11 protein-coding genes are annotated in these 12,415 nt (G+C 32.4%); 9 read left to right on the top strand and 2 right to left on the bottom strand.

Features of this window, described 5'->3' with window-relative positions; translation table 11 throughout:
- The first annotated feature begins 2 nt into the window (after positions 1-2).
- Complete coding sequence (gene ligA / locus KW502_RS05230; protein WP_219039479.1) at positions 3-2,003, top strand: NAD-dependent DNA ligase LigA; 2,001 nt, start codon at positions 3-5, stop codon at positions 2,001-2,003.
- Positions 2,004-2,097: 94 nt separating this feature from the next.
- On the opposite strand, the gene KW502_RS05225 is transcribed toward ligA, so the two are convergent.
- Positions 2,098-3,009, bottom strand: a complete 912-nt coding sequence (locus KW502_RS05225) for a bifunctional metallophosphatase/5'-nucleotidase (RefSeq protein WP_219039478.1) — start codon at positions 3,007-3,009, stop codon at positions 2,098-2,100.
- Position 3,010: 1 nt separating this feature from the next.
- Positions 3,011-3,775 (bottom strand): 5'-nucleotidase C-terminal domain-containing protein, encoded by a 765-nt coding sequence (locus KW502_RS05220; protein WP_219039477.1) that lies wholly within the window; start codon positions 3,773-3,775, stop codon positions 3,011-3,013.
- A 150-nt stretch (positions 3,776-3,925) separates the two neighbouring features.
- Between KW502_RS05220 and KW502_RS05215 the strand changes: the two genes are divergently transcribed.
- From KW502_RS05215 to recN, 8 genes are all read left to right on the top strand, one after another.
- On the top strand, positions 3,926-5,794 hold the full coding sequence (locus tag KW502_RS05215; protein ID WP_219039476.1) for a M61 family metallopeptidase: 1,869 nt from the start codon (positions 3,926-3,928) through the stop codon (positions 5,792-5,794).
- Between the two features lie 143 nt (positions 5,795-5,937).
- The gene (locus KW502_RS05210) at positions 5,938-6,435 is read left to right on the top strand and encodes a DUF6913 domain-containing protein (protein WP_219039475.1); all 498 of its coding nucleotides are present in this window, start codon (positions 5,938-5,940) and stop codon (positions 6,433-6,435) included.
- Between the two features lie 3 nt (positions 6,436-6,438).
- Positions 6,439-7,317 carry a 4-hydroxy-tetrahydrodipicolinate synthase gene (gene dapA, locus KW502_RS05205; protein WP_219039474.1) on the top strand — a complete coding sequence of 293 codons (879 nt, stop codon included), beginning with the start codon at positions 6,439-6,441 and terminating at the stop codon, positions 7,315-7,317.
- An 88-nt stretch (positions 7,318-7,405) separates the two neighbouring features.
- Positions 7,406-8,239 (top strand): outer membrane protein assembly factor BamD, encoded by an 834-nt coding sequence (locus KW502_RS05200; RefSeq protein ID WP_219039473.1) that lies wholly within the window; start codon positions 7,406-7,408, stop codon positions 8,237-8,239.
- 3 nt (positions 8,240-8,242) lie between these two features.
- A complete protein-coding gene (locus KW502_RS05195; protein ID WP_219039472.1) occupies positions 8,243-8,569 on the top strand; it encodes a DNA-directed RNA polymerase subunit omega in 327 nt (108 codons plus the stop codon).
- Positions 8,570-8,576: 7 nt separating this feature from the next.
- Positions 8,577-9,773 carry a bifunctional phosphopantothenoylcysteine decarboxylase/phosphopantothenate--cysteine ligase CoaBC gene (gene coaBC / locus KW502_RS05190; RefSeq protein ID WP_219039471.1) on the top strand — a complete coding sequence of 399 codons (1,197 nt, stop codon included), beginning with the start codon at positions 8,577-8,579 and terminating at the stop codon, positions 9,771-9,773.
- Entirely contained in the window at positions 9,763-10,650 is an 888-nt protein-coding gene (gene porD, locus KW502_RS05185) for a type IX secretion system protein PorD (RefSeq protein WP_219039470.1), read from the top strand. Before coaBC ends, porD begins: the two co-directional genes overlap by 11 nt.
- 66 nt (positions 10,651-10,716) lie before the next feature.
- Positions 10,717-12,369, top strand: a complete 1,653-nt coding sequence (recN, locus tag KW502_RS05180) for a DNA repair protein RecN (RefSeq protein ID WP_219039469.1) — start codon at positions 10,717-10,719, stop codon at positions 12,367-12,369.
- Positions 12,370-12,415: the final 46 nt, after the last annotated feature.

The following is a 12,415-nucleotide window of genomic DNA, read 5'->3' as shown; positions in this document are numbered from 1 at the left end:
AAATGAATACCTCAATAGAACAAAAAATAATTACTCTTCGAGAAGAATTAAGTCAACATAATTACAATTATTACGTGTTGGACCAAGCAGAAATATCAGATTACGATTTTGATATGAAGTTGAAAGAATTACAAGAACTTGAAGATAAACATCCTGAATTTCATGATCCTAATTCACCAACACTACGTGTGGGTGGTCAGGTCACTAAAAATTTTGCGACGGTAGTTCACCAAAATCGTATGTACTCACTTTCTAATTCTTATTCTAAAGAAGAATTAGAAGAATGGGAAATACGTATCAAAAAGCTTGTTGAGCAAGAGGTGGAATATACTTGCGAGTTAAAATACGACGGAGCTTCTATAAGCCTAACTTATGAAAATGGAGAGCTTGTACGAGCAGTAACTCGAGGGGACGGTATTCAGGGTGACGATGTGACTAATAACATAAAGACTATTCGCTCTGTTCCTTTAAAATTGAAAGGAGATTTTCCTTCTAAATTTGATATTCGTGGAGAGATTGTTTTACCGCACGAAGGTTTTGCAAAGATGAACGCTGAACGAGTAGAAAATGGAGAGGAGCCGTATGCAAACCCAAGAAATACGGCTTCTGGTAGTTTAAAACTACAAGACAGTAGTGAGGTTTCTAAACGACCATTAGATTGTTTATTGTATAGTATTGTAGGGGAGAATTTGCCTTTTTCTAGTCAATTTGAAGGTTTACAAAAAGCACGAGATTGGGGATTTAAAGTTCCGCAAGAAGCAGAGCTCGCAAAAAGTACAGATGCGGTAATGACCTATTTAGAATATTGGGATAAACACCGTCATGATTTACCTTACGAAACCGATGGTGTGGTAATTAAAGTGAATAATTTACACCAACAAGAAGAATTAGGTTATACTTCAAAATCGCCGCGCTGGGCGATGGCATATAAATTTAAAGCCGAACAAGTTTCAACACAATTACACAAAATCACCTATCAAGTAGGAAGGACTGGAGCAATTACTCCAGTGGCAAATTTAGAACCCGTACAGTTGGCAGGTACTGTTGTAAAAAGAGCTTCATTGCACAATGCAGACCAGATTGAAAAACTAGATGTTCGCGAAGGTGATGAGGTTTTTGTAGAAAAAGGCGGTGAAATTATCCCAAAAATTGTGGGCGTAGATTTTGCTAAACGCGATCCAAATTCAGAACCTACCGAATATATTTCTGAATGTCCTGAATGTAGCTCTCAATTAATTCGAAAAGAAGGTGTAGCACAACACTATTGTCCTAATTATAATGGTTGCTCGCCACAAATTATTGGTCGTATTCAGCATTTTATTTCTAGAAAAGCTATGGATATTGAAGGCTTGGGAGGAGAAACCGTAGCTTTATTAGTGCGTGAAAATTTAATTGAAAATTATGCCGATTTATTTGAATTGAAAAAAGAGCAAATTTTACCATTAGAGCGTATGGCAGAAAAATCTGCTGAAAACTTAATAGAAGGAGTTCAGCAATCAAAAGAAGTTGCGTTTGAGCGCGTATTGTTTGCCTTAGGTATTCGTTACGTGGGCGAAACCGTCGCTAAAAAACTCGCAAAACATTATAAGAATATTGAGGCTATTGAAACCGCTACTCAAGAAGATTTAGTAAGCGTAGATGAAATAGGAGAGAAGATCGCAGAAAGTGTTGTAGACTTTTTTGCAGTAGAAGAAAACCGAAATATCGTAAATAGGTTAAAAACTCACGGATTGCAATTGGCGATTTCAGAAAATGAGCTAGCGGGACAAACCGATAAATTAAATGGAAATACGTTTGTGATTTCTGGAGTATTCGCAAAAGTATCGCGTTCAGAATTAAAAAAACTAATAGAGGCTAACGGAGGAAAGGTGACTAGTTCTATTTCAACTAAAACAAATTATTTAGTCGCAGGAGATAAAATGGGGCCAAGTAAATTAGCTAAAGCTGAAAAAGCGGGAACTACGATTATTTCTGAAGATGATTTTTTAGAACTGGTTGGATAGTACTCAAAAATAAATAGAATTGCGTCAACTTGAACTTGATTAAGGTTGACGCAAGTTTTAATCGATAAAAGATATTTGTCTGCACAAAATGGAATTACACTTCAATTGCCATTCCATCTGCAGAAATATTATTTTGTTCATCTAAATAAAAATCAATTCGACCTAAATTTATACCTGCCCAACCAGTTTGATTAATTAATACTTTTTTCCCCTCGAGGTTATTAGTAACAGTAGGTTTTTCTAAAAAAGTATGTGTATGTCCTCCAATAATTAGATCTATATCTTTAGTTTGTTCGGCTAGTTTTAGATCGTCAATTTTGTCTGAATCGTATTTGTAACCTAAGTGAGAAAGGCAAATCACCAAATCACATTGTTCTTCTTGCTTGAGTTTTTGAGTTATTTCTTGCGCAATTTCAACTGGATTTAAATATTTGGTTTCTTTATAATTTTTCTTACTAACCAAGCCGTCAAGCTCAATACCTAGACCAAAAACTCCAATTTTCACTCCGTCTTTAGTGTATATTTGATAGTTTTTAACTTTTCCGTCAAGAACCGTATTTTTAAAATCGTAGTTAGAACTAATAAAACTAAATTCTGCGTGAGGTAATTGTGCATTTAATCCATCAATGCCGTTATCAAAATCGTGATTTCCTAAAGTAGCGGCATCGTAGTTAAGCTTACTCATTAGTTTAAATTCGAGTTCACCACCATAAAAATTAAAGAATGGAGTGCCTTGAAAAATATCACCCGCGTCTAATAAGAGTGTATTTGGGTTTTCTTTTCTAATGCTTTCAATTAACGTGTAGCGACGAGAAACGCCTCCTAAATTAGGATATTTAGCATCGTCTGCAGGAAAAGGTTCTATATGGCTATGCACATCGTTGGTGTGTAAAATGGTAATGTGTTTTGCTGGAGATGCAAAAGAAGAAGATAATAATCCTAATCCGCCAATTCCTGTGAAAACTCCGGCTGCAGTTGTATTTTGTATAAAAGTTCTTCTTTTCATTTTATTCTTCTAATTTGATGAAACGATCGTCTTTAACTGGCGCAATAGTATCTTTTTTCTTAAAATAATCTATAAACAAATTTCTTAATTTGTAATTCATATTTATGACAGTATCTGTTTTAGAAAGAAAATCCATATGATCTCCGCCTTTTTGTAAATAATCATTAGTGGCAATGTAATAGATGCGATCTTTTTTTATAGGATTTCCTTTAACTAAAGCTTTTTTAATACTTCCGTTAGTATTCAAAATTAATTGCATTCCAGCAATAGGGTGAGCTGTTTGATGTTCAGCTAAATAATTAAATAATTCTTGCATCGCTTCACCGTTTAAACGAACGACAACAGCTTCATTTTCAAAAGGCATAATATTATAACCAGTTTTAGTAGTAATGTTGCCTTTGTTGATGCTTGATCTAATTCCGCCGTAATTAAGTAAAACACCATCTAAATTATGTTGAGTCCTATTAAAAAGAATAGGGCTTAATAATTCCATCACTGCATCTGCTTCCATATTGCCTATGGGAGTGTTGAATTTTGCATCAGATTTAGATAAAGCTTTGGGAGCGTAAGCTAAAGTTGTGCTCATTTCTTCTTCAATACGGTCTGAATAGGGTTTTATAAATTCATCTAAATCTTTGTTAGAAGTAATAGAATCTGTGATTTTGATTTCTTTTCCTTCAATTTTAGAGATCGCTATAGATTTCTCTTTACAAGAATGAAAACCTATTATAGAAAGCGTGCATAGAAAAAATACAATTTTTTTCATTTAAAATTAATTTTTGGCAAAGGTAAGAAGAGAAATAATATTCTCTATTAAAAATGTAAAAGCTAACGCTATCTTAATCTAAAAAATATTGGGTGTTGATGTAACTTTTTAACAAGTTTGTAGTCTTATTTAAGCAAAACGACTCGATTAATGAAAAAAATAATTTATGCCGTTGCGGTTATTTCAACTTTAATAAGTTGTAAATCAACGCAACAAAACAGCAGTGAAGATTTAGTAGTAGCTAACTTAGATTTAGTGAATGTACAAGATGATAAGGTGATGTTAAGTGTAGATCCCGGAAAATTTACTACCGAGAAAACTACATTTTTTATTCCGAAAACTGTACCAGGAACTTATTCTACCGATAACTACGGAAAATTTATTGAAGGCCTAAAAGCAATTGATTATAATGGTAATGAACTTACCGTTGTGCAATTAGATGATAATTCATGGCAAATTTCGCAGGCTAAAGAACTCGATAAAGTTACGTATTGGGTAAACGATACTTATGATATCGAAGGAGAAGAAGGTGTTTTTTCTCCAGCAGGAACTAATATTGCTGCCGATGAAAACTTTATGTTGAATTTACATGGATTTGTAGGTTACTTTGATGGAATGTCTGAAAAGCCTTACCAGTTATTAATCAAGCATCCTAAAAAACTGTTTGCAGGAACTTCTTTAAAGAAAATAGCTGTAGCTACTGAAGAGGGAAAAGATTATGAAACAGATGAATTTAATGTGGATCGTTATTTTCAGGTGACAGATCATCCAATTATGTATTCAACTCCAGATACAACAAGCTTTCAGTTACAAGGGATGAAAGTGAAATTACAAGTATATTCTCCAAATAAAACTTACACTGTTAAAGATGTTGCTCCTAAGTTAAAAGAAATGATGCAGGCGCAAAAAGACTTTTTAGGAGATATTAATAATACAGATGTTTATTCTGTTTTATTATACTTATCAAATGTAAATGGGCAAGATGCAAAAGGATTTGGAGCCTTAGAGCACCATACTTCTACCACGGTAGTGTTACCAGAATCTATGCCGATTGATCGTTTAAATGAAACGATGAAAGATGTAGTTTCTCATGAATTTTTCCATATTATTACTCCGTTAAGTGTGCATTCTAATGAGGTTCATTATTTTGACTATAACGATCCTAAAATGTCTGAGCATCTTTGGATGTACGAAGGTGTTACCGAATATTTTGCTAATTTATTTCAAGTAAAAGAAGGTTTAATAGATCATCAAGATTTTTATAACCGTATGTCAGGCAAAATTACCTCTTCAAAACAATTTGATGATACAATGTCTTTTACTAAGATGAGTGAAAATATCTTAGCGGAAGAATATGAAGACAGCTATTATAACGTATACCAAAAAGGAGCGTTAATAGGAATGAGTTTAGATATTCGCTTACGAGAATTAAGTAATGGCGAAATGGGTATTTTAGACTTAATGAAAAAATTAAGTAATAAATACGGAAAAGATAAACCTTTTAATGATGAAGATTTATTCCCGGCTATCGTAGAACTAACATATCCTGAAATAAAATCGTTTTTAGAAACTTATGTAAGCGGAACTACGCCAATACCTTATCAAGAATTTTTTGCAAAAGTAGGAGTAGAAGAAACTGAAAATGAAATTGAAACTGGCGTTTTCTTAAAAGGACAACAACCTTATATAGACGGAAATCCACAAACAAAAGAGTTATTTTTTAGAGAAGGAATTGCTTACAATTCATTCTTGAAAGATCTAGGAGTAAAGCCAAAAGATGTGATCAAGACTGTAAATGGAGAAGTTTATACCGTAGAAAATATCTATCCGTTGGTTATTGGTTCTCGTTCTTGGAAAGAAGGAGATAAAATAACAATGAAGGTTAATCGTGATGGAGAAGAAAAGCAGTTAGAAGCTAGTTTTAAAACTCCAACAGATAAAGAAACCAAACTTCAAGAGATGGAATTATCAACTGACGATCACCGTGTGAAATTAAGAAAAGCTTGGTTAGATAAATAATATTTTTTTAGAATTTAAGTTGAAAAGCTGTCTATTATAGGCAGCTTTTTTTTGTTGAAATAATCTTTAGAAAAACGGTAGTTAGTAAGATTAAAATCCTAGTAATAATAGTACATTTGTTACTTAATAGTAGTATAAAATTAATGTTTCAAAAGCTTAAAATAAAATCAGCAAAAAAATACATAGAGAATTGTGTTTACGGCCATCGCCCTAAAGCGGTAAATAATATTGAAAAATTAGGAGTAATTGTTGATGAAAATATTTTAAATAAAATTTCTTTTGAAAAACTAAAGTCATCTTTTTTACAAATAGGGGAGCAAGTAGAAATTATTTTGTTTTCAGAAAAAGATTCAGAAGATTTAAAAAGTTTTAAAAAAAGAGATTTAGGTTGGAAAGGTGTTTTTAAGCAAACAACTGAGGCGAGAAGGTTTCAGCAAAATCATTTTGATGTTTTGATTAATTATTTTGAAGAAACAAAGCCAGAATTAATTCTTCTGGGAGCTTCTACTTCGGCTAATTTAAAAGTAGGCTTAGCTCAACAAGATAAAAAATTAAATGACCTTCAAATTAATGTAGATGCTTTAGAAGTAAATTTATTTTTAAAAGAATTAAAAAAATATATAGCGATAATAAATAAATAACCCATGAAAAAGTTTGTAGGGACAGGAGTAGCTTTAGTAACTCCATTTAAGGAAGATAGATCTGTAGATGTAGAAGCTTTAAAAAAAATCGTTCGTTTTCAAAAAGAAAATGGCGTGAATTATTTAGTAGTTTTAGGAACTACTGGAGAATATGCAACGCTTACTCAACAAGAAAAAGAAGTAGTTAAGAAAACAGTTATAGAAGAGAATAATGGAGCTCTTCCTTTAGTGATTGGGATAGGAGGAAATAATACTCAGGCGGTAACAGATCAAGTTAAAAAAGAAAATTTAGAAGGCTTCGATGCTATTCTTTCAGTTTCACCTTATTACGTAAAACCAACACAGGAAGGAATTTATCAACATTTTAAAAAAGTGTCACAAGCTTCAAATTTACCCGTCATTTTGTATAATGTGCCAGGAAGAACAGGTTCTAATATGACTCCGAAAACAGTAGCTAGATTGGCTACAGATTTTGAAAATATTATAGGAATTAAAGAAGCTGCGGGAGATATGATGCAAGCCATGCAAATGATTCGTCAAACCCCAAAAGATTTTTTAGTAATTTCTGGAGAAGATATGCTTACATTGCCAATAGTATTGGCAGGAGGTAGCGGAGTTATTTCTGTAATTGCTGGTGGTTTTCCGAAGAATTTTGCAGAAATGGTTCAAAAGGGATTGGGAAGAGATGTAGATGAAGCTTATCAAATTCACTACAAAATAACGCCAGCGATTGAACTGGTTTTTGAAGAAGGAAACCCTGCCGGCATTAAAGCTGTATTTAATAAGTTAGGCATAGCAAAAGATTACGTGCGTTTGCCTTTAGTTGAAGCGAGTAAAGAATTGACAGCTAAAATAGTTTCCTTTGTCGATGAAATTAAATAAGTTTTTATGAAATATCTTTGCTTATTAGCTGTTTAAATTAAAGATTTAGAAATTTTTATAATCCATAATAATAAAGTATTTTTGCAAGATGTTTTTAAAAATTCGTAATATAACCTTCGTTCTTTTAGCCGCACTTACTTTAGGTGCGTGTAGTCAATACCAAAAAGTATTAAAAGAAGATGATATCAAGGCTAAGTATGCTATGGCAGATAGTCTTTATACTCAAGGGATAAAAGAAGAGAAGAATAGCAAGTTAAAAAAGGCACTTCGCTTATTAGATCAAATCATGCCTCAATACCGCGGTAAGCCTCAAGGTGAACGTTTGGCTTACATTTATTCTAACACTTATTATGAGTTAGAGAGTTATTTTGATTCTGGTTACCAGTTTGAGCGTTTTACAAAGGCGTACCCTAGAAGTGAAAAAGCAGAAGAGGCTTATTATAAAAGCGCTAAGAGCTATTATGAGATTTCACCTAGATTTAGTTTAGATCAGACAGAAACTCATAAAGCAATTAATAAGTTTCAGGAATATATTTCAAGGTATCCTGACGGTGAGTTTATTGGTGATGCTAATGAATATGTTTCAAACTTACGAGATAAGTTAGATAAAAAGGCTTACAGTATTGCAAAACAATACCACCATACAGAAGATTATAAAGCAGCAATTGCGGCCTTAAATAATTTTATTGAAGATAATCCTGGTTCTAAATATTTAGAAAAAGCTTATTTTTATAAATTTGATTCGGCTTATATATTAGCAATTAATAGTTATGCACAACTAGTTCCTCAGCGTTTAAGAGCTGCTAAAGAATATTACGAAGATTATATAAAATATTATCCTGAAGGAGAATTTGCACAGCAAGCTCAAGAATATTCAGTAGATATAGAACAAAGATTACAAACAAATAACACTAATTCATAAAATATGGATTTAAAGAAAACAGAAGCTCCTGTAAATACGACTACTATCGATAAGAATTTAGTAGATGCTCCTACAGATAATATCTATGAAGCAATATCAATCATTTCTAAAAGAGCAACTCAGATTAATACTGAAATTAAAAAAGAGCTTTTAGAAAAATTAGATGAATTTGCTACTTATACCGATAGCTTAGATGAAATCTTTGAAAACAAAGAACAAATTGAAGTTTCTAAGTTTTACGAAAGATTACCTAAACCACAATCTTTAGCAGTACAAGAGTGGTTAGAAGAGAAAATCTACTTTAGAAATACTAAAACTAACTTAGACTAACAAATGTATGTTGAGCGGAAAAAAAGTTTTACTTGGTGTTACAGCAGGTATTGCTGCTTACAAAACCGCTTATATAGTAAGGCTTTTAATAAAAGCTAGTGCAGAGGTAAGAGTAGTAATGACTCCAGAAGCAAAGGAGTTTGTTACTCCTCTTACCCTTTCTACTTTGTCCAAAAATGAAGTTATTTCATCTTTTACCAATGAAGAAGGTGAAACTTGGAATAACCATGTAGATCTAGGTTTATGGGCAGACTTTATGCTTATAGCTCCCACCACAGCCAATACATTATCCAAAATGGCTAACGGCCATAGCGATAATATACTTTTAGCTACTTATCTTTCTGCTAAATGTCCAGTTTATTTTGCTCCAGCGATGGATTTAGATATGTATAAACATCCATCTACAAAAGCAAGTATTCAAAAATTAGAAAGCTTTCACAATAAGATGATACCTGTAGGTTCAGGAGAATTAGCAAGTGGTCTAACTGGCGAAGGAAGAATGGCTGAACCCGAAGAAATCATCAATTTTATTTTAAAAGATTTACAAGCTCAATTACCACTTTATGGTAAGAAAATCTTAATTACTGCTGGTCCAACATACGAAGCTATAGATCCTGTTCGTTTTATAGGAAATCATTCTAGCGGAAAAATGGGGTTTGCTTTGGCAGAAGAAGCAGCAAATTTAGGAGCTCAAGTAATATTAGTTAGTGGTCCTACTGCCTTAGATAGTTTTAATAAAAATATTTTTTTAATACGTGTTACTAGCACGCAAGAAATGTATGAGCAAGTACATGCTCATTATAAACAAGTTGATGTTGCCATTGCCGCAGCAGCAGTATCAGACTATAAGCCTAAACAAGTTGCGAATCAAAAAATTAAGAAGTCTGAGGTTGAAATTTCTATAGAATTAGAAAAAACACAAGATATTTTACTTTCTTTAGGTAAAGCTAAAAAGCATCAATTGTTAGTAGGTTTTGCTTTAGAAACAGAAAATGAAGTTGAAAATGCTAAAGCTAAGTTAGTTCGTAAAAATTTAGATTTTATTATTTTAAACTCATTAAATGATAAAGGAGCAGGATTTAAGCAAGCGACTAACAAAATAAAGATCATTTATCCCAATCAGACCAAAGAGTTTGATTTAAAATCTAAACAAGAAGTTGCAAAAGATATTTTAAATGAAGTAATTTACCATTATGAACATTAAATTTACATTTTTATTATTCTTTTTTTCTTTGGTAAGCTTTGCGCAAGAGTTTAATGCTAATGTGACGGTAAATGCTGAACAAACCGGAAGAACTAAACTTTCTATATTTAAAACTTTAGAAAGTGCAGTGCAAGATCTGATCAATCAAAATACTTGGACCGATAATAGTTTAGAGAATTTTGAAAAAATTGATTGTAATATTTTTATTAATGTTTCAGATTATAGTTCAGATAATTTTACAGCAACCATTCAGGTTCAGGCTTCACGTCCGGTTTATGGTTCTACCACTTCTACACCAATATTTAATATTAAAGACAATCAGTTTAATTTTAGGTATAGTGAATTTCAACCCCTAGATTATAATCCAAATACCTTTTCTTCTAATTTAGTATCTACAATTTCATTTTATATGTATACAATTTTAGGTTTCGACGGCGATACATTTGCTCCATTGGGCGGTTCTGCTTATCACGAAGAGGCTAATTTAATTGTAAACACGGCACAGCAAAGTGGCGGTGAGGGATGGTTACCTTCTTCAGGAAATCAATCTAGGTATCGTTTAAATGCAGATTTACTTTCTAATAATTTCACGAAATACAGACAAGCTTTGTATGTTTATCACCGAGAAGGTTTAGATGTGATGTATCAAGATGTAGAAACCGGTAAATCAAAAATAGTAGAAGCTATTCAAATGTTGAAAGAAGTAAACAGCGCTAGACCTAATTCAATTTTAATGCGTAGTTTTTTCGATGCAAAATCAGATGAAATAAAAAACGTATTAAGTGGTGGTCCTCAAATTTCAATTTCACCCGTCTTATCGAGCTTAAAAAGTATAGCACCTCTTTACAATAAAAAGTGGAATACTATTAATAATTAATTTTATCAAGTCTTTTTCGATAAGCAAAAATTCTCTTGTATATTTACCTAAAAATAATCAAGAGAATTGCTTACATCACTTTCTATAAAAAACTTTGCTTTAATTGAAGATGCTCACCTTCAACTTAAAGATCAATTTACCATAATTACAGGAGAAACTGGAGCAGGAAAATCTATTCTTTTAGGAGCTTTATCGTTGCTTTTAGGAAAGCGAGCAGACTTAAGTGCCATTAGAAATCCTGAAAAAAAGTGTGTAGTTGAAGGAACTTTTCAAATAGAATCTTACGATCTTCAATCACTTTTTGATACATACGATATAGATTACGAACCGCAAACCATTATTAGGCGCGAAATTTTGCCTTCTGGCAAATCAAGAGCGTTTATTAATGATACTCCAGCAACGCTTCAAAAACTTGCTGTTTTAGGAAATCAACTGGTCGATATTCATAGTCAGCACGATACCTTGTTTATTGGAGACTCAGACTATCAGTTTCAGGTAATTGATGCGTTAGCTGGCAATAAAGATTTATTGGAACAATATCAAAATTCTTATAAAAAATACCAGCAACTCCTTCAGCAATTAAAAGAATTAAACGAAGCACAGAAGGAAGCTGCAGCAACTTACAATTACAACTTGTTTCTTTTAAATGAATTGAAAGAAATTGATTTAAAAGTAGGGATGCAAGAAGATTTAGAGAGCCAATATCAAGAGTTGAATAATGTAGAAGAGCTGAAAGAAAACCTATCAGCTTCAGCTCATTATTTGCAAAAAGAAGAAATAGGAGGTATTGCTAGCTTGCAGGAAGTGAAAAATAGAATAGCAGCGCTTGAAAATTATGGAGATCAGTATAAATCGCTATCAGAACGTATTCAAAGTGTTTTGATAGAGCTAGAAGATATGGCGGTTGAAATAGAAAGTTTAGAGAATAATGTAGAGGCAGACCCAGAAACATTAGCTTTTGTAAATGATAAACTTCAGCAATTATATAGCTTACAGAAAAAACACCATATAGATTCTGTAGAAGAGTTACTTCAGTTGCAAGAAGGTTTAACTGAAAAAGTAGCGACTTCAGAAAATGCAGAAGAAGAAATTGCTACTTTCAATAAAAAAATTGAAAGCGCAAAAGCTGAGATACAAAAAATAGCAAAGAAAATTTATAACAATAGAAAAAAAGTAATTCCGCAGTTTCAAAATTCAGTAGAAAAAATTCTTACGCAAGTAGGTATGCCAGACGCTCAATTAAAAGTAGAACTTGATCATACTTCTAATTTTACAGCAAAAGGATTAGATACTATTGAGTGGAAATTAGCCGCAAATAAAGGTGCTAGTTTTAATGATATTAAAAAAGCAGCCTCTGGTGGAGAATTATCTAGAATTACGTTAGCTATTAAAAGTATTTTGGCCAATTATAGTAAATTGCCAACCATAATTTTTGATGAAATAGATACAGGAGTTTCTGGAGATATCGCTCAAAAAATGGCAGTTATTATGAATAATATGGGGAAAGAGATGCAGGTAATATCAATTACACATTTACCTCAAATTGCCGCTAAGGGTAGTCATCATTTCAAGGTTTACAAGCAAACAGAGAATGAGGTAACTAAAACCAATATCTCACTATTAGATAAAAATCAACGAATTGAAGAATTAGCAGAGATGCTAGGAGGTAAAGAAAAATCTGCATCGGCCATTGCTCATGCAAAAGAATTACTCAACTAAGTTTGTTTTATTATATTTACCGCCGCAACAACAAATAAAAATAATA

The sequence above is a fragment of the Mesonia aestuariivivens genome (assembly GCF_019311235.1).
Taxonomy (GTDB): Bacteria; Bacteroidota; Bacteroidia; order Flavobacteriales; family Flavobacteriaceae; genus Mesonia; species Mesonia aestuariivivens.
This window is presented reverse-complemented; position numbering and strand designations above follow the sequence as displayed.

Bases quoted from the DNA above. Each gene is read 5' to 3' on its own strand.
- KW502_RS05215 (WP_219039476.1), top strand. From the start codon at position 3,926: ATGAAAAAAATAATTTATGCCGTTGCGGTTATTTCAACTTTAATAAGT.
- ligA (WP_219039479.1), top strand. From the start codon at position 3: ATGAATACCTCAATAGAACAAAAAATAATTACTCTTCGAGAAGAATTA.
- coaBC (WP_219039471.1), top strand. From the start codon at position 8,577: ATGTTGAGCGGAAAAAAAGTTTTACTTGGTGTTACAGCAGGTATTGCT.
- KW502_RS05225 (WP_219039478.1), bottom strand. From the start codon at position 3,009: ATGAAAAGAAGAACTTTTATACAAAATACAACTGCAGCCGGAGTTTTC.
- KW502_RS05195 (WP_219039472.1), top strand. From the start codon at position 8,243: ATGGATTTAAAGAAAACAGAAGCTCCTGTAAATACGACTACTATCGAT.
- dapA (WP_219039474.1), top strand. From the start codon at position 6,439: ATGAAAAAGTTTGTAGGGACAGGAGTAGCTTTAGTAACTCCATTTAAG.
- porD (WP_219039470.1), top strand. From the start codon at position 9,763: ATGAACATTAAATTTACATTTTTATTATTCTTTTTTTCTTTGGTAAGC.
- KW502_RS05220 (WP_219039477.1), bottom strand. From the start codon at position 3,775: ATGAAAAAAATTGTATTTTTTCTATGCACGCTTTCTATAATAGGTTTT.
- KW502_RS05200 (WP_219039473.1), top strand. From the start codon at position 7,406: ATGTTTTTAAAAATTCGTAATATAACCTTCGTTCTTTTAGCCGCACTT.
- KW502_RS05210 (WP_219039475.1), top strand. From the start codon at position 5,938: ATGTTTCAAAAGCTTAAAATAAAATCAGCAAAAAAATACATAGAGAAT.